The 16,892-nt window shown below is 70.0% G+C and carries 18 protein-coding genes; 17 read left to right on the forward strand and 1 reads right to left on the reverse strand.

Annotated features, from left to right (window positions below; genetic code table 11):
* Positions 1–117 precede the first annotated feature (117 nt).
* From lepB to ABKW26_RS10505, 8 genes are all read left to right on the forward strand, one after another.
* A complete protein-coding gene (gene lepB / locus ABKW26_RS10470) occupies positions 118–840 on the forward strand; it encodes a signal peptidase I (protein ID WP_348593436.1) in 723 nt (240 codons plus the stop codon).
* 8 nt (positions 841–848) lie between these two features.
* Positions 849–1,577 carry a ribonuclease HII gene (locus ABKW26_RS10475; RefSeq protein ID WP_348593438.1) on the forward strand — a complete coding sequence of 243 codons (729 nt, stop codon included), beginning with the start codon at positions 849–851 and terminating at the stop codon, positions 1,575–1,577.
* A gap of 7 nt (positions 1,578–1,584) precedes the next feature.
* Positions 1,585–1,884, forward strand: coding sequence for a DUF2469 domain-containing protein (locus tag ABKW26_RS10480; RefSeq protein ID WP_098454748.1), 300 nt, complete (start codon positions 1,585–1,587; stop codon positions 1,882–1,884).
* A 133-nt stretch (positions 1,885–2,017) separates the two neighbouring features.
* Positions 2,018–2,377 carry a YraN family protein gene (locus ABKW26_RS10485; RefSeq protein WP_348593440.1) on the forward strand — a complete coding sequence of 120 codons (360 nt, stop codon included), beginning with the start codon at positions 2,018–2,020 and terminating at the stop codon, positions 2,375–2,377.
* On the forward strand, positions 2,377–3,915 hold the full coding sequence (locus ABKW26_RS10490) for a YifB family Mg chelatase-like AAA ATPase (RefSeq protein ID WP_348593442.1): 1,539 nt from the start codon (positions 2,377–2,379) through the stop codon (positions 3,913–3,915). The genes ABKW26_RS10485 and ABKW26_RS10490 overlap by 1 nt, the downstream gene beginning before the upstream one ends.
* Positions 3,912–5,129 carry a DNA-processing protein DprA gene (dprA, locus tag ABKW26_RS10495; protein WP_348593444.1) on the forward strand — a complete coding sequence of 406 codons (1,218 nt, stop codon included), beginning with the start codon at positions 3,912–3,914 and terminating at the stop codon, positions 5,127–5,129. Before ABKW26_RS10490 ends, dprA begins: the two co-directional genes overlap by 4 nt.
* Positions 5,130–5,287: 158 nt before the next feature.
* Positions 5,288–6,220 (forward strand): tyrosine recombinase XerC, encoded by a 933-nt coding sequence (locus ABKW26_RS10500; RefSeq protein WP_348593445.1) that lies wholly within the window; start codon positions 5,288–5,290, stop codon positions 6,218–6,220.
* A gap of 17 nt (positions 6,221–6,237) precedes the next feature.
* Complete coding sequence (locus ABKW26_RS10505; RefSeq protein ID WP_348593447.1) at positions 6,238–7,164, forward strand: FliA/WhiG family RNA polymerase sigma factor; 927 nt, start codon at positions 6,238–6,240, stop codon at positions 7,162–7,164.
* A 32-nt stretch (positions 7,165–7,196) separates the two neighbouring features.
* On the opposite strand, the gene ABKW26_RS10510 is transcribed toward ABKW26_RS10505, so the two are convergent.
* On the reverse strand, positions 7,197–7,781 hold the full coding sequence (locus ABKW26_RS10510) for a M23 family metallopeptidase (protein WP_348593448.1): 585 nt from the start codon (positions 7,779–7,781) through the stop codon (positions 7,197–7,199).
* Between the two features lie 381 nt (positions 7,782–8,162).
* Between ABKW26_RS10510 and rpsB the strand changes: the two genes are divergently transcribed.
* The 9 genes from rpsB to ABKW26_RS10555 all read left to right on the forward strand — a co-directional run bounded on the left by rpsB (position 8,163) and on the right by ABKW26_RS10555 (position 16,819).
* Positions 8,163–9,191: a 30S ribosomal protein S2 gene (gene rpsB / locus ABKW26_RS10515; RefSeq protein ID WP_348593450.1), complete on the forward strand. Its 1,029-nt coding sequence runs from the start codon at positions 8,163–8,165 to the stop codon at positions 9,189–9,191.
* A gap of 106 nt (positions 9,192–9,297) precedes the next feature.
* Positions 9,298–10,137: a translation elongation factor Ts gene (gene tsf / locus ABKW26_RS10520; RefSeq protein ID WP_348593452.1), complete on the forward strand. Its 840-nt coding sequence runs from the start codon at positions 9,298–9,300 to the stop codon at positions 10,135–10,137.
* A gap of 98 nt (positions 10,138–10,235) precedes the next feature.
* Positions 10,236–10,985 carry a UMP kinase gene (gene pyrH / locus ABKW26_RS10525; RefSeq protein ID WP_348593454.1) on the forward strand — a complete coding sequence of 250 codons (750 nt, stop codon included), beginning with the start codon at positions 10,236–10,238 and terminating at the stop codon, positions 10,983–10,985.
* 81 nt (positions 10,986–11,066) lie between these two features.
* Complete coding sequence (gene frr, locus ABKW26_RS10530) at positions 11,067–11,624, forward strand: ribosome recycling factor (protein ID WP_348593456.1); 558 nt, start codon at positions 11,067–11,069, stop codon at positions 11,622–11,624.
* A complete protein-coding gene (locus ABKW26_RS10535; protein ID WP_348593457.1) occupies positions 11,624–12,478 on the forward strand; it encodes a phosphatidate cytidylyltransferase in 855 nt (284 codons plus the stop codon). Before frr ends, ABKW26_RS10535 begins: the two co-directional genes overlap by 1 nt.
* 34 nt (positions 12,479–12,512) lie before the next feature.
* On the forward strand, positions 12,513–13,634 hold the full coding sequence (gene rlmN / locus ABKW26_RS10540) for a 23S rRNA (adenine(2503)-C(2))-methyltransferase RlmN (protein WP_348593459.1): 1,122 nt from the start codon (positions 12,513–12,515) through the stop codon (positions 13,632–13,634).
* Positions 13,634–14,185 (forward strand): DivIVA domain-containing protein, encoded by a 552-nt coding sequence (locus ABKW26_RS10545; RefSeq protein WP_348593461.1) that lies wholly within the window; start codon positions 13,634–13,636, stop codon positions 14,183–14,185. Before rlmN ends, ABKW26_RS10545 begins: the two co-directional genes overlap by 1 nt.
* The gene (gene dxr, locus ABKW26_RS10550) at positions 14,175–15,368 is read left to right on the forward strand and encodes a 1-deoxy-D-xylulose-5-phosphate reductoisomerase (protein ID WP_348593463.1); all 1,194 of its coding nucleotides are present in this window, start codon (positions 14,175–14,177) and stop codon (positions 15,366–15,368) included. The genes ABKW26_RS10545 and dxr overlap by 11 nt, the downstream gene beginning before the upstream one ends.
* A 134-nt stretch (positions 15,369–15,502) precedes the next feature.
* Positions 15,503–16,819, forward strand: coding sequence for a site-2 protease family protein (locus ABKW26_RS10555; RefSeq protein ID WP_348593465.1), 1,317 nt, complete (start codon positions 15,503–15,505; stop codon positions 16,817–16,819).
* Positions 16,820–16,892: the final 73 nt, after the last annotated feature.

A 16,892-nucleotide genomic window follows, 5' to 3' on the forward strand; every position in this document is an offset into this window, starting at 1 on the left:
CCCCCCCCCCCCCCCCCCCCCCCCCCCCCCCCAGCGGTGTCTCCAGGGAGTGCAGGGAGACGCCCGAGCGGACCGACGGTGGTCGTGCCGGCAGGCAAGTGGTGGCAGAGTATGCGGGTGACCCTTGACGACGCGCCCGACGAGACAGTGACGCCCGCCGCGAGGCCCAAGCCACGAAAGGGCTCGCTCCTTCGCGAGGCGGTGATCATCCTCGTCAGCGCGCTCGTCCTGTCGTGGGTCATCAAGTCCTTCTTCGTGCAGGCCTTCTTCATCCCGAGCGGCTCGATGGAAGACACGCTGATCAACGACGATCGCGTGCTCGTGTCGAAGATGGTGCCCGGGATCTTCGACGTGCACCGTGGGGACATCGTGGTGTTCAAGGACCCGGGCACCTGGCTCGACGGCACGGACAAGCCCGAACGCACCGCGGTCCAGCAGAAGGTCACCGACGTGCTGACCTTCGTGGGTCTCTTGCCGCACGACTCCGGTGAGCACCTCATCAAGCGGGTCGTCGCGATCGGCGGGGACCACGTCGTGTGCTGCGACGCGCAAGGTCTCGTCACCGTCAACGGACAGGCGATCGTCGAGCCGTACCTCAAGCCCGGCACCGCGCCCTCCGCCCTGGAGTTCGACAAGGTCGTCCCTGACGACGCCCTGTGGGTCATGGGGGACAACCGCTCGAACTCGACGGACTCCCGCTACAACGGCGGTGGCCCCGGTGGTGGCTTCGTCCCGCTGGACAACGTCGTCGGGACTGCGTTCGTCACGGTATGGCCGCTCGACCGGGCCGGTTGGCTGAAGAACCCCGGTGAGACGTTCGACGACGTCCCCGAACCGTGAGCAAGCGTGTGAGCGTCCCCCCGGTGTTCGCCGACCTGTCGCACGAGCAGGAGCTGCTCGGCTCGGGCGCGCGGCTCGTCGCGGGCATGGACGAGGTCGGCCGAGGTGCGCTCGCCGGCCCGGTGAGCGTGGGTGTGTGCGTCGTCGACAGCGGCACCGGTCCGTGCCCTGTGGGGCTGACCGACTCCAAGGTGCTCACCGCGCGGGCCCGGGACGACTATGTGCCGCTCATCGCCCGGTGGTCGGTCACGTACGCCGTGGGTTCGGCCTCGTCGCAGGAGATCGACGAGCTCGGCATCATCAAGGCGCTGCGGCTCTCGGGGCAGCGAGCGCTCGTCGCGGTGGCCGCGCAGGTGGGACCGGTGGACGTCGTCCTGCTGGACGGGTCCCACGACTGGCTCACGCAGCCGCAGCCTGACCTCTTCGACCTGCTCGACGGTCCTGAGGCGCCGGTTCCCGACGGCTACGTCGAACCCGTCGTCCACACCCGGGTCAAGGCTGATCTCACGTGCGCGTCCGTCGCTGCGGCGAGCGTCGTGGCCAAGTGCTCGCGTGACGGAGAGATGACGGAGCACGCGCGAGCGCGGCCGGAGTACGGCTGGAACCGCAACAAGGGCTACGGGTCGGCACAGCACGTCGCGGCGCTCGTCGAGCACGGCCCGAGCCCGCTGCACCGGGTCAGCTGGCGGTTGCCCGGGAGCCCGCTCGCCGCGACAACCTCGGTCGATGGTCCATGATGGTTCAGTGAGCGCTGAGGATCTGGAGAACTACGAGACCGAGATGGAGCTCGCGCTCTATCGCGAGTACCGAGACGTGGTGCGTCTCTTCGCGTACGTCGTGGAGACAGAGAGGCGCTTCTACCTGGCGAACACGGTGGAGCTGCAGGTCCGTTCCGCCGCGGGCGAGGTGTACTTCGAGGTGAGCCTCAGCGACGCCTGGGTGTGGGACGTCTACCGGTCCAAGCGTTTCGTGAAGTCGGTCCGTGTGGTGACCTTCAAGGACGTCAACGTCGAGGAGCTGGCACAGGCCGAGCTCGAGCTCTGATCTGATGGCCGTGCGCTAGCCCGGCCGATCATGTCGCCCACACCCTGACGCGCGGCTCGGCCCTCCACAGCGAAGGCCCTACAGCGCCGTGTGGTGCCGACCCCTCGCGGAGAGTGTGCCGCGGAGGTGGGACATGGACAACGCACGGATCGCGGTCGGGCGCCACGGTGAGAACGTCGCAGCACGGTTCCTCACGGAGGCCGGCTATCAGGTGGTGGACCGGAACTGGCGGGGCGTCAGGGGAGAGCTCGACATCGTCGCTCTGGACGGAGACGAGCTGGTCGTCGTCGAGGTCAAGACCCGGCGAGGCACCGGTTTCGGCCACCCGGCGGAGGCCGTCACCCCGCTGAAGGTCGCCCGGTTGAGGCGACTCGCGGGCCAGTGGTTGCACGAGCACGAGACGCGCGCGGCCTCCGTCCGGATCGACGTGGTCGCGATCGTCCTCGGCCGCTCGGGCGCGGCTCAGGTCGAGCACCTCAGGGCGGTCTGCTGATGTCCCTCGGACGCACGCTGGCTGTGTGCCTCGTGGGTCTGCGCGGGCATCTCATCGAGGTCGAGGCGCACCTCGCTGCGTCGGTGCCGGGCTTCACGCTCGTCGGTCTGCCCGACGCGGCGCTGGCCGAGTCGCGCGACCGGGTGCGTGCCGCGATCTCGTCCTCGGGTCTCGTCCTGCCGCAGCGCAAGGTGACCGTCAACCTGTCACCGGCCTCGCTGCCCAAGGCCGGGTCGGGTTTCGACCTCGCGATCGCCGTCGCGATCCTCGCGGGCGCCGGTCTCATCGAGCCCGGCGCACCGGCTCGGGCCGCGCACATCGGGGAGCTCGGTCTCGACGGCCGGGTGCATGCCGTGCGTGGCGTCCTCCCGGCGATCGTCGCCGCGCGGCAGGAAGGCGTGGAGACCGTGGTGGTGCCGGCGGCCGACGAGGCGGAGGCGAGGCTCGTGCCGGGCGTCCGGGTCGTGGCGGTGCACTCGCTCGGCGAGCTGGCCGGTCTGTACGGCGCTGATGTGGCCCCTGGCGACGGACAACCGGTCACCCGGCGCCGGGAGGCTGTGCGAGACGCCCCCGGCGAGCCTGCGGAGCTGAGCGACGTCGTGGGGCAGCTGCCGGCCAGGGCTGCGCTCGAGGTCGCTGCAGCGGGAGGTCACCACCTGCTCATGGTCGGTCCGCCAGGCACGGGCAAGACGATGCTCGCGTCTCGCTTGCCCGGTCTCCTGCCCGACCTCACGGAAGAGGAGGCCGTCGAGGTGACGTCTGTCCACTCGGTCGCCGGGACGTTCGATCCCGCGGCGGGCCTGCTCGTCCGGCCGCCGTTCGAGGACCCGCACCACACGGCTACGCCGGCGGCGATCGTCGGCGGTGGTTCGGGGATGCCCAGGCCCGGTGCGGCTTCTCGGGCACACCGAGGTGTGCTGTTCATGGACGAGGCGCCCGAGTTCTCCCCGCGGGTGCTCCAGACCCTCCGCCAGCCGCTCGAGCACGGCGAGCTCGTCATCCAGCGTGCGGCGGGGAGCGCCCGGTACCCGGCACGCTTCCAGCTCGTGCTCGCGGCCAACCCGTGCCCGTGCGGGCTCGCGATCGGGAAGGGGCTCGACTGCAGCTGCAGCGCCATGGCGCGTCGGCGCTACTTCGCGAGACTCTCGGGGCCGCTCCTCGACCGCGTCGATCTCCAGGTGGAGGTGCACCAGGTGACTCGGCTCGACGTGGTCGGCGCGAGCCGGCCGGAGAGCACGGCTGTCGTCGCGCTCCGGGTCGCCGGTGCGCGGGACACGGCTCGCGAGCGTCTGGCGGGAACGCGGTGGGTGAGCAACGGAGAGGTCCCGGGGACATGGCTCAGGGACAGGTTGGGAGCGGACCGCTCGCTCCTCGCCGAGCTCGACCGTGCCCTGGACCGGGGGACGCTGAGCCTGCGGGGGGCGGACCGTGTCCTGCGCGTGGCGTGGACGCTCGCCGACCTGGCGGGTCGGGCGGCGCCTGCCCCCGACGACATCGGCAAGGCGCTGCTCCTGCGGACGAGGGGGCAGGGGCTGTGACGCTCCGTGCGGAGACGTCCGAGACGGCTCTCGCCCGGGCGGCGTGGAGCCGCGTCGTCGAGCCGGCGGACGAGGTCGCGGGGATGCTCGTCGGCGCGGTCGGTCCCGTCGCCGGTCTGAGGTGGCTGTGTGCGCTGGGCACCGACGCGGACCTCGTGACGCGGGGCGTCTCGCAGCTCATGGATCGACTCGAGGTCGACGACCCGCGGGTGCGTCAGCGCCTTGTCCGTGCGGTCGGTCGATGGTCCCCTCGGCTGCGGGGGCTGGATCCCCGTCGGGACGTCGTGGCGCTCCATGAGCTGGGGGGCAGGCTCGTGACCCCGGAGGACGAGGAGTGGCCGTCGAGCCTGGACGACCTCGGTGCGGGGGCGCCGTTGTGCCTGTGGGTCCGCGGTGAGGGGCGCGTCGACACGACGCTCGCCCGCTCGGTCTCTCTCGTCGGCGCTCGGGCGAGCACCGACTACGGCGACCGGGTGGCGGGCGAGATGGCTGCGGCTCTGGCCGACCACGGTTTCGGAGCGGTCTCCGGCGGTGCGTACGGCATCGACGCCGCGGCCCACCGGGGCTCGCTCGCCGCAGGCGGGACGACCGTCGCGTTCCTCGCCGGCGGCGTCGACCGCCTGTACCCGGCGGGGAACGCGCAGCTGTTGAGGGCGGTCGCGGAGCGGGGCGGCCTGCTCGTCAGCGAGGTCCCGCCCGGTGGTGTGCCGAGCAGGGTCCGTTTCCTCAAGCGCAACCGCCTCATCGCCGCGGCGAGCTCGGCGACCGTCGTGGTCGAGGCCGCCTGGCGGTCAGGTTCCTTGGCGACGGCGGGTCGCGCGTTCGAGCTCCTCCGTCCGGTGGGTGCCGTTCCTGGGCCAGTGACCTCCATGGCGTCAGCCGGCTGTCACCGCTTGCTGCGTGATGGGCGTGCGGTCTGCGTCACGGATGCTGACGACGTGCGGGAGCTCGCGGGTTCCGCGGGGGCCGACCGTGCAGGCGCTGCCGATCGTGACGGACGGCGGGACTCGGCGGTGCGACGGCCGCACGACGGCCTCGAGCTGTCGGACCAGCAGGTCTTCGACGCGCTGCCAGTGGGACACGGGACCGACCTGACCGTCATCGTCCGTGAAGCAGGAGTGAGCGTGGACGAGGCGATGGCGTCGCTCGGCCGGCTCGAGATGCGCGGCCTGGCTCGGCGCGATCCGTCGGGCTGGAGCAGGGCCATGTCATGAAACCGCAGATCAGGGCCGTGGAGAAGGGGTGAAGTTTGTACGGAGGCCTGATGATCCCCAGGCCGAATCAACATGAAACCCCGAGAAACGGACAGCCAGATCCGGTGCACGAAGACCTCAGCCTTGAATCCGACGCGTGCCTCCGTCACCGTATTGGCATGCATCCGCCGCAAGGGGCTGACGAGCCCCGCGAAGTGCCAGGAGTCCTGGCCGACTTCGCGATGCATCTGACCGCTCAGCGCGGACTCTCCGCCCACACCGTCCGGGCGTACTCCTCCGACCTCGAGCAGCTCTTCGCGTTCGCGCGAGGACGCGACGTCCACGCGTTCGAGGAGATCGATCTCGCGATGCTCCGCGCCTGGCTCGCGGAGATGGCAGGTCGACAGCTCTCTCGCTCGACGGTCGCGCGGCGCGGCGCCGCGATCCGCACCTTCTTCGACTGGGCCGCCCGGACAGGACGCATCGACGACGACCCGTCGGCCCGCCTCGCGAGCCCACGCCTCCACAAGTCCCTCCCGACCGTGCTCGCCGTGGACAGTGCTGCGACGCTCATGGACGCGGCCCGTGACATCGCCGCCGACGGCACACCGTCGGACCTGCGGACCTGGGCGTGCGTCGAGCTGCTCTACGCGACCGGCGCGCGTGTCGGGGAGATCGTCGAGCTCGACCTCTCCGACGTCGACGTCTCGGAACGGACCGCCCGGGTGATCGGCAAGGGCGACAAGGAACGCGTCGTCCCCTTCGGGGTGCCGGCAGCGCGTGCGATCGAGGCATGGTGCGAGTCTGGCCGGCCGAAGCTCATCGGCCAGAGCCGCACAGAGGCGCTGTTCGTCGGACAGCGCGGGCAGCGTTGGGGACAGCGCCAGGTGCGCGAGGCGGTGCACCGTCTCGCGGCGGTCGCGGGGGTCGACGACGTCGCCCCGCACGACCTGCGCCACAGCGCGGCGACCCACCTCCTGCAGGGCGGCTCCGACCTCCGGACCGTCCAGGAGGTCCTCGGTCACGCGACGCTGGCGACGACCCAGCGCTACACGCACGTCTCTGCAGAGCGCCTGCGGACCTCGTACCAGTTGGCGCACCCCCGCGCATGAGAGATTTCGAGAGCCAGATGCCTGCTCGTCCTGCCGCTGTCCCTGCCGGAGCGTCGGCGTCGTCCACCCTCCGGAGGCCCGCACGGTCAGGACTCCTGCACGCACGCCTCGACAGCGCTGCCCGGATCGAGGCGCCGACCGCGGAAGGGACGGACGGAGCGCACCGTCTCGGCGGGGCGGCCGAGGTCGAGATCCTCGTCGTCTGGGAGCAGTACAAGCTCTGTCGCACGGCCCCGCTCCGCGAGAGGCTCATCCTCCACTACGCACCGCTCGTCGCGATGGTCGCGTCCCGGGTCGGCATGCGCCTGCCGAGCTCGGTCGAGCACGCGGACCTCGTCTCGTACGGGATGTTCGGTCTCATCGATGCGATCGAGAAGTTCGAGATCGGCCGGGACGTCAAGTTCGAGACCTACGCCAACTCACGCATCCGCGGCGCCATCCTCGACGAGCTGCGTGCTGTCGACTGGATCCCACGGTCGGTCCGGAGCAAGGCGCGGGCGATCGACCGTGCGCACGCCGAGCTCGAGGGCGAGCTGCACCGCGCCCCGACCAACACCGAGATCGCCGCACGCATGGAGATCACCGAGTCCGAGCTGCGGGGGATCCAGGGTCAGGTGGCGAACGTCAACCTCGTCGCGCTCGACGAGGTCCTCGGGGCCGGCGACCGCATCGAGCAGGTGAGCGCCCTCGACGCCGTCCAGCGCGCACGGAGCCACGACCCGGCCCGGACGTTCGAGGCGAAGGAGACGAAGTTCCTGCTCTCCCAGGCGATGGAGCAGCTCGGCGAGCGGGAGAAGATCATGCTGGTGCTCTACTACTACGAGGGCATGACGCTCGCGGAGATCGGCCGAGTCCTCGGGGTGACCGAGTCACGGATCTCGCAGATGCACACGGCCGCGATGACGCGGCTCCGGACGAAGCTCACCACGAGCGAAGGTCTCTGAGGCTCGAGCCGCGCTCGGCCCCCACCCGGTCCTCACCGGGGAACGAGGGGGAGTAGGATCACCGCCTCGTTCTCGACGACGAGCGTCAGGGGGTCGATGTACTCCTCGCCGCGCCGCACGCCCCAGTGCAGGCACGTCGCCGGAGCGCAGTGCGTCGCGACGCCCGGCGCGAGGACTCCGACGACGTCACCACGAGCGACGGCGGTGCCGGTGGTGAGGTCGCTCGCCACCGGTTCCAGCGTCGACCGCAGCCCGTCGGCGTGGCTGATGACGACGAGCGGCCGGTCGACGACGACGCCGACGAACGCGACGGTCCCCGCCTGTGGCGCGAGAACCGGGGCCTCGTTCGCGGATCGCAGGTCGACCCCGCGGTGGCCCGGTCCCCAGCGCGCGGTGGGGGGATCGAACTCACGGACGAGGACCCCGGAGGATCGCAGCTCGGCGCGGGTCGCGCCGACGGTAGAACCGCCGGAGGGGACGAGGTGGTGCTCAGGCTGCACCGACACCGGACGGGCCCCGGCGGGTGGGACCGGGACGCCGGCGGCGAGGATCCCCGAGAACGCCAGCACGAGGAGGACAGATCGCGCAGGCCTGGCGGAGCGACGGAGTGAGGTCATGCCTCCATCGTGGGGCGGTCGGACGACCGACGGGGGAGCGCGCGACGGAGTGTGGACCATCACGGCAGTCCACAGGCTGGACGTCAGGTAGACTGCTAGACGCGATCGGCACGTTCGTGCTGTCCACACGACCCAGGACGAGGTCCTCGACCTCGCGCCAGGAGACTGTGCGACGACCGGACGCGATCGACTTCACGCACCAGACGGCCGGCTCAGTCCGGCTCGAGCCGACGACAGCGGTCCGGGGACACCCGGCGTCGTCGCTCGTGGTGCAGAGACCTGCTCCATCCGGAGCCTGTCAGCAACCGGAACGCGGTCCGTGAGGGCCGCCAACAAGCGTGCGATGCCCGAGGATCTCGGGGCGCACCGAAAGGAAGTGCCATGGCCGTCGTGACCATGCGCCAGCTCCTCGAGAGCGGTGTCCACTTCGGACACCAGACCCGTCGTTGGAACCCGAAGATGAAGCGATTCATCTTCACGGAGCGCAACGGCATCTACATCGTCGACCTCCAGCAGTCCCTCACGTACATCGACACGGCGTACGAGTTCGTCAAGGAGACGGTGGCCCACGGTGGGTCCATCCTCTTCGTCGGTACGAAGAAGCAGGCGCAGGAGCCCGTCGCGGAGCAGGCCGTGCGCGTCGGCATGCCGTACGTCAACCACCGCTGGCTCGGTGGCATGCTCACCAACTTCCAGACGGTGAACAAGCGCCTGCAGCGCCTCAAGGAGCTCGAGCAGATCGACTTCGACGACGTCGCCGGGAGCGCCTTCACGAAGAAGGAGCTGCTCATCATGCGTCGCGAGCGCGACAAGCTCGCCCGCACCCTCGGTGGTATCCGCGACATGGCTCGCGTGCCGTCCGCCGTGTGGATCGTCGACACGAACAAGGAGCACCTCGCTGTCGACGAGGCGCGCAAGCTGCACATCCCGATCGTCGCGATCCTCGACACCAACTGCGACCCCGACGTCGTGGACTACAAGATCCCCGGCAACGACGACGCGATCCGCGCCGTCGCGCTGCTGACGCGAGTCATCGCCGACGCGGTCGCCGAGGGCCTCATCCAGCGTCACGCCGGCAAGTCCGGTGCGGCAGCGGAGACCGGCACCGAGACGGAGCCCCTCGCTGAGTGGGAGCGCGAGCTCCTCACCTCCTCCGAGGCGGTCGCCGAGGCCCCGGCAGCGACCACCGACGCCGCCGAGCCGGCGAAGGCCGACGCTGCAGCTGCCGTCGAGGCTCCTGCTGCTGAGGCTCCTGTCACCGAGGCGCCGGCTGCGGACGCTCCGGCTGCCGAGACCGCCGCGCCCGCCGCTCCGGTTCCTGCGGCCCCCGCCGCAGAGGCTGCTGCTCCCGAGGCCGCGGCCGAGGCGCCTGTCGTCGCGGAGTCCGCTCCCGAGGCCGAGTCCAAGTAAGCAGGGTGTACCTGGTGGGGGGGGGGGGGGGGGGGGGGGGGGGGGGGACTCGTCCGCCGGCCACCCAGCTCCCGCTCAACCGCTTCTTCACTCAAAGGACACAGATATGGCGAACTACACCGCCGCAGACATCAAGGCGCTGCGCGAGCGCACGGGTGCGGGCATGCTCGACGTCAAGAAGGCTCTCGACGAGGCTGACGGCAACGCCGAGAAGGCTCTCGAGATCATCCGTATCAAGGGGCTCAAGGGCGTCAGCAAGCGTGAGGGGAACACGACCTCGGAGGGCCTCGTCGCTCTCGTCGTCACCCCGACCGACGCCGGCGAGGTCGGCACCATGATCGAGATCAACTCGGAGACGGACTTCGTCGCGAAGAGCGACAGCTTCGTCGCGCTCGCCGAGCGTGTGCTCGCTGCGGTCGTCGCCAGCGGAGCGACCGAGGTCGACGCGGCCCTGGCCGCCGAGGCTGACGGTCAGACCCTCTCGGAGCTCGTCTCGACCACCGCTGCGACGCTCGGCGAGAAGATCGTCCTGCGTCGCGTCGTGAGCGTCGCCGCTCCGAAGGTCACCAGCTACCTGCACCGCACGAGCAAGGACCTCCCCCCGTCGATCGGCGTGCTCGTCGGCACGGACGAGGCCGGCTCCGCAGTCGCGAAGGACATCGCCCAGCACATCGCGGCGATGTCCCCGACCTTCCTGTCCCGTGAGGACGTCCCCGCCGAGACGGTCGCCAGCGAGCGCCGCATCGCCGAGGAGACCTCGCGCAACGAGGGCAAGCCCGAGGCCGCGCTGCCGAAGATCATCGAGGGTCGCCTCGGTGGGTTCTTCAAGGACGTCGTGCTCCTCGACCAGCCGCTCGCGAAGGACCCGAAGAAGACCGTCACGCAGGTCCTCGCCGAGGCGAAGGGCTCCGTCACGGAGTTCGTCCGCTTCCGCGTCGGTTCCTGACCTCAGCACCATCGGCAGCCCGGTCCGCTCTTCTGCGGGCCGGGCTTCCGTACACACCGACTGATCGGTCGACGGCAGGAAGACAGGTGGCTCGAACCTTGACAGACCACAGCACGCACGAGAAGGCACATGTCGACCCGGGAGCCAGGCGCGTCCTGCTCAAGCTCTCCGGCGAGGCGTTCGGGGGCGGCCAGATCGGGCTCGCGTCGGCGGTCGTCCGCCGGGTGGCAGCAGAGATCGCCGAGGCTGTCGCTGCGGGTGTCCAGGTCGCGATCGTCGTCGGGGGAGGCAACTTCTTCCGCGGAGCCGAGCTCTCCCAGCAGGGTCTCGACCGTGCTCGGGCCGACTACATGGGGATGCTCGGGACAGTGATGAACTGCTTGGCGCTCCAGGACTTCCTCGAGCAGGCCGGCGTGAGCACACGGGTGCAGACCGCCATCGCCATGGGGCAGGTCGCGGAACCGTACATCCCGCTGCGCGCGATCCGGCACCTCGAGAAGGGACGGGTCGTCATCTTCGGTGCGGGGGCGGGCATGCCTTACTTCTCCACTGACACCGTCGCGGCCCAGCGCGCGCTCGAGACGCACTGCCACGAGGTCCTCATGGGCAAGAACGGTGTCGACGGCGTCTACACGGCCGACCCACGCAAGGATGCGTCTGCGACGAAGCTCGACCACGTCACCTACACGGACGCGCTCGTCAAGGACCTTGCTGTGATGGACGCGACCGCGCTGAGCCTGTGCCGCGACAACGACGTGCGGATGCGCGTGTTCGGCATGGACGAGGCAGGGAACGTCACCCGGGCTCTGCTGGGTGAGAAGATCGGCACGCTGGTCACTGCAGGATGACAGCGGACGGCGTGCCGCCGTCCGAGGAACGACCGTGCCATGCTGCTCGCGTGGCTGTCCCATGACGATGAAGGAGTACCGGTGATCGACGAGACGCTGCTCGAGGCAGAAGACAAGATGGACAAGGCGATCCAGGTCGCCAAGGACGACTTCGCGACCATTCGCACCGGTCGGGCGAACGCCTCGATGTTCTCGAGGATCGTCGTCGAGTACTACGGCACGCCGACGCCGCTGCAGCAGCTCGCGTCCTTCAACACCCCGGAGGCGCGGACCATCCTCCTCACGCCGTTCGACAAGACGGCGCTGCCGGCGATGGAGCGCGCGCTGCGCGACTCGGACCTCGGGGTCAACCCGAGCAACGACGGCAACGTCATCCGCATCGTCCTGCCTGTGCTCACCGAGGACCGCCGCAAGGAGTACGTCAAGCTGGCCAAGACGAAGGCGGAGGACTCGCGCGTCTCGGTGCGCAGCATCCGTCGCAAGGCCAAGGAGACCCTCGACCGGCTGGTCAAGGACGGAGAGGCCGGCGAGGACGAGGGGACTCGCGCGGAGAAGGAGCTCGAGGCGATCACGAAGCGCCACGTCGAGGCCATCGACGCGCTCCTCTCGAACAAGGAAGCCGAGCTCCTCGAAGTCTGATGGTGGACTCCGGACACTCTGAACAGGTTCCGCGCACCCTTCGCACCGGGCGGAACCTGCCGATGGCGATCCTCGTCGGTGTCGCGCTCCTCGCGGCCGTCGGCGGGTCGTTGTACTTCCGCAAGGAGTACTTCATCGGTTTCGCGATCCTGGCGATCGGCGCCGCGCTCTGGGAGCTCTCCAGAGCGCTCGGCCGTCGCGGCGTGCACATCCCTCTGCTGCCGCTCTGGGTCGGCACGACGGGGATGCTCGTGTCCACCTACACGGCGGGTTCCGAGGCTCTCATGGTCTCGTTCATCCTCACCGTCGCCGGTGTCGTCGTGTGGCGGGTGGTCGACGGCGGAGGCATCGCCGCGGTGAAGGACGCCGCAGCGGGTGTCTTCGCCGCGTCCTACCTGCCGCTCATGGGCGGTTTCGTCATGCTCATGCTCGCGGCGGACAACGGTCGCGAGCAGGTCCTCATCTTCATCCTGCTCGCGGTGGCGAACGACGTCGGCGGTTACTTCGCCGGAGTGCTCTTCGGTCGGCACCCTCTCGCGCCCTCGGTGAGTCCGAAGAAGAGCTGGGAGGGGCTCGCAGGCTCGTTCGTCCTCTGCCTCGCGATCGGGCTGGTCGGCTCGGTCCTCGTCCTCCAGATCAACCCGATCGTCGGACTCATGCTCGGCTTCCTCACGCCGCTCACCGCGACCCTCGGCGACCTCTCGGAGTCCCTCATCAAGCGGGACCTAGAATTGAAGGACATGGGCTCGTTGTTGCCCGGTCACGGGGGAGTGCTCGACCGCCTCGACTCTCTGCTGCTGACCGCGCCGTTCGTCTATCTCCTGCTCTCCGTGGCGCCCGAGCTCCCCGCCTGACGCTGCACCACCACCGCAACGACTGGATCTCACCATGGCTGCACAACCGACGCCGCTCACCTTGACGATGACGGCCCCGCGCCGCGGAAAGCCGCCACGCCACTTCGCGGACATGTCCCCCGAGGAACGCGTCGTGGCGGTCACGGAGCTCGGCGAGAAGCCGTTCCGGGCCAAGCAGCTCGCGACGCACTACTTCACGCACCTCACGCGTGACGCGGACGCGATGACCGACCTCCCCAAGGCCACACGTGAGCGCCTCGTCGCCGAGCTCTTCCCAGCGCTGCTGACGCAGTCGAGAGCGATGCAGGCCGACGGCGGCACGACCGTCAAGACCCTGTGGCACCTCTTCGACCAGGTCAAGGTCGAGTCCGTGCTCATGCGGTACACGAACCGGACCACGCTGTGCGTGTCGAGCCAGGCCGGCTGCGGGATGGCGTGCCCGTTCTGCGCCACCGGCCAGCTCGGGCTGACGCGCAACCTCTCGACGGCGGAGATCGTGGAGCAGGTCCGTTCTGCGGCGCGCTCGCTCGCCGACGGCGAGATCCCGGGTGGTCCCACCCGGCTGAACAACCTCGTGTTCATGGGCATGGGGGAGCCGCTGGCGAACTACAAGGCCGTCATGGGGACCGTTCGTCAGTGCGTCGCGCCGACCCCGGACGGTCTCGGGATGTCTGCGCGCAACATCACTGTCTCGACGGTCGGTCTCGTCCCGGCGATGAACAAGCTCTCGAAAGAGGGCATCCCCGTCACGCTCGCGCTCTCCCTCCACGCGCCGGACGACGAGCTGCGCAGCACGCTCGTCCCGGTGAACACCCGCTGGTCCGTCGACGAGGTGCTCGACGCGGCCCGCAACTACTTCGTCGTGACGGGCCGTCGCGTGAGCATCGAGTACGCGCTCATCCGGGACATGAACGACCACGCCTGGCGCGCCGACATGCTCGGCGAGAAGCTCAACGCTCGTGGCAAGGGATGGGTCCACGTCAACCCGATCCCGCTCAACCCGACGCCCGGGTCGATCTGGACCGCGAGCGATCCTGCCGTCGAGGCGGAGTTCGTGGCACGATTGCGTGCGCACGGGATCCCGACCACGATCCGTGACACGCGCGGCAGCGATATCGATGGTGCGTGCGGGCAGCTGGCTGCAGAGGAAGAGTGATGACGAAGGTCTTCTCGTCGGTGTCGAGGTTCAGGCTCGGGTACGACCAGGACGAGGTCGACGACTTCTTCGACCACGCCCGCGAGGTCTACGAGGGGGCGGCGACCGAGCCGCTCACGAGCGGCGACATCCAGGCGTGCACGTTCGAGCTGACCCGCGGCGGGTACACGACGAGCGAGGTCGACGCTGCGCTGGACCGGCTCGAGAGCGCGTTCGTCGCCCGCCAGCGGCACGAGGTCATCCTCTCGCGCGGGCAGAGCGTGTGGATGGCCGAGCTGGCTGACCGCGCCCGTTCGTTGTACGGCCGGCTCGGGCGCCCCGACGGCGAGCGCTTCGAGAGCGCCGCGCGCGGCAAGCCCGGCTACGACAAGGACGACGTCGACGACCTCTGCGAGCGGCTCGTGGCGTACTTCGACCACACCGAGGCGCTCACGGCTGCCGAGGTGCGTGGAGCGGTCTTCCGCTCTCGCAAGGGGCGCGACGGCTACGCCGAGGCGCCGGTCGACGCCTTCCTGGCACGCGCCGTGGAGGTGCTGCTCGGTGTCGAGTAGCCCTCGCACCGTCTCGATCCTCGGCTCGACGGGATCGATCGGGACACAGGCTGTCGACGTCATCACGCGACACGCCGACAGGTTCCGCGTCGAGGCGCTCTCCGCCGGCGGTCGGGATGTCGACCTCCTCGCGGAGCAGGCGGTTGCTCTGCGCGTAGGCACGGTCGCCGTCGCGGACGAGAACCGGCACGGACCGGCACTCGACGCGATCGAGGAGCGGCTCCGCCGCGCCGGCCGGCCCGCGGGCTCCATCGAGGTCGTCGCCGGCCCGGACGCGGCGACGCACGTCGCAGGCGCGGGGTCGGACGTCGTGCTCAACGGCATCACGGGATCGGTCGGGCTCGCGCCGACGCTCGCCGCCCTGCGTGCGGGCTCGACGCTGGCGCTGGCGAACAAGGAGTCGCTCGTCGTCGGTGGGTCGCTCGTCGGTGGAGCCCAGGTGCGCTCCGACCAGATCGTCCCGGTGGACTCCGAGCACTCGGCGATCGCGCAGTGCCTGCGCTCGGGGGAGCGCGCCGAGGTGCGCCGGCTCATCCTCACCGCGTCGGGCGGCCCGTTCCGTGGTCTCGCGCGTGACGAGCTCAAGCCGGTCACGCCGCCCGAGGCACTGGCCCATCCCACGTGGTCGATGGGGCCGGTCGTGACGATCAACTCCGCGACCCTCATGAACAAGGGCCTCGAGCTCATCGAGGCGCACCTGCTCTTCGACGTCCCGGTGGAGGACATCACGGTCGTCGTGCACCCGCAGTCGGTCGTGCACTCGATGGTCGAGTTCGTCGACGGCTCGACGATCGCCCAGGCGTCCCCGCCGGACATGCGTCTGCCGATCGCGCTCGGGCTCAGCTGGCCCGAGCGGCTCGACGAGGTGGCCAGCCCGTGCAGCTGGACGGACCCCACGTCGTGGACCTTCGAGCCCCTCGACGAGACGGTCTTCGGCGCTGTCCGCCTCGCCCGGTACGTCGCGGGACTCTCCGGTACGCACCCGGCCGTCTACAACGCCGCGAACGAGGAGTGCGTGGCAGCGTTCCTCGAGGGACGGATCGGTTTCCTCGACATCGTCGACACGGTGGAGAAGGTTCTCGACGAGCACGTGCGTCACGACGGAGAGCTCACTCTCGACGCCGTTCTCGAGGCCGAGAGCTGGGCCCGCGCCCGAGCACGGGAGATCCTCGCACGGCGGTAGGCTCGCTCCTCGCCCGCATTCCCTGCCAACACCCAGGGTCGCGCGGCATGATCAACGATGACCGGTCCCGTGCGTCACGGTTCCGGAGGGACGACCGGTGACCGCGTCCGCGGTGCCGTGTGCAAGGAGATGTGATGGCTTACCTCGTCGGTGTGCTGGTGATCCTCGTCGGGGTCCTCGTGTCGATCGGTCTCCACGAGATCGGGCACATGGTCCCCGCGAAGCGGTTCGGTGTGCGCGTCAGCCAGTACATGGTGGGCTTCGGGCCGACCCTCTGGTCGACGACGCGGGGCGAGACCGAGTACGGCCTCAAGGCGATCCCCCTCGGCGGCTACGTGCGCCTCGTGGGTATGTACCCTCCGGGCGACCCGCGCCGTGCCACGAAGAAGGGCAGGATCGCCGAGCTCATCCAGTCTGCCCGCGACGCGAGCGCCGAGGAGATCCACCCGGGGGAGGAGCACCGGGCGTTCTACAACCTCTCCGCCCCGAAGAAGCTCGTCGTGATGCTCGGGGGACCGGTGATGAACCTCGTCATCGCGGTCGTCCTCATGACTGTCGTGGTGGTCGGCTTCGGTCAGCTTCAGCCCACGACCACTCTCGAGCGGGTCTCCCAGTGTGTCTTGCCCCTCGACGCGCCCGCTGACGCCACCTGCTCGGAGTCCGACGTCGAGGCGCCCGCAGCAGCGGCAGGTCTGCTTCCCGGCGACACGATCGTCGAGTTCGGCGGCGACGACATCACGGGCTGGGACCAGCTCGCCGGGCTCATCGCGCAGACCGGTGGCGAGGCGACGAGCATCGTGGTCGAGCGCGACGGGGAGCGCGTCGAGAGCGAGATCACCCCGGTCGTCACCGACCGTCCCACCTACGAGGAGGACGGTTCGCTGCGGCTCGACGCGTCGGGCGAGCCGATCACGGAGCCTGCGGGGTTCCTCGGCATCGGCCCCACGGAGGAGCTCGAGGGGCAGTCGATCACGCTCGTGCCCGAGATGATCGGGGAGAGGCTCTCGCAGACTGCGAGCGTCATCGCGACGCTTCCACAGCGGCTCGTCGATGTCGCACAGGCCGCTTTCGGCGACGAGGAGCGCGACGTGAACTCCGTGATCGGAGTCGTCGGCATCGGCCGTTTCGCCGGGGAGATCACCTCGTCGGAGATCGACGGGTACGGGGCCGACCTCATGACCGCCGACCTCGTCATGATGGTCGCCGGTCTGAACATCGCCCTGTTCGCGTTCAACCTCATCCCGCTCCTGCCGCTCGACGGCGGGCACGTCGTCGGGGCGCTCTACGAGGGCGCGCGACGCCAGGTGGCGCGCGTGCGGGGTCGTGACCGGCCGCTGCCTGCGGACACCGCGCGGATGATGCCGCTCGCCTACGGCGTCTTCGTCGTCCTTGCCGCGATGGGGCTCCTGCTCGTGTACGCCGACATCGTCAAGCCCATCAGGTTGATGTGAAGACTGTGCGGCGTTGTCGCGCCGGATCCCGCCCACGTCGCGTCGGCCCTCCGTCGCAGGGGATACTGGTCCG

Source organism: Sanguibacter sp. 25GB23B1, from assembly GCF_040012415.1.
GTDB lineage: Bacteria > Actinomycetota > Actinomycetes > Actinomycetales > Cellulomonadaceae > Sanguibacter.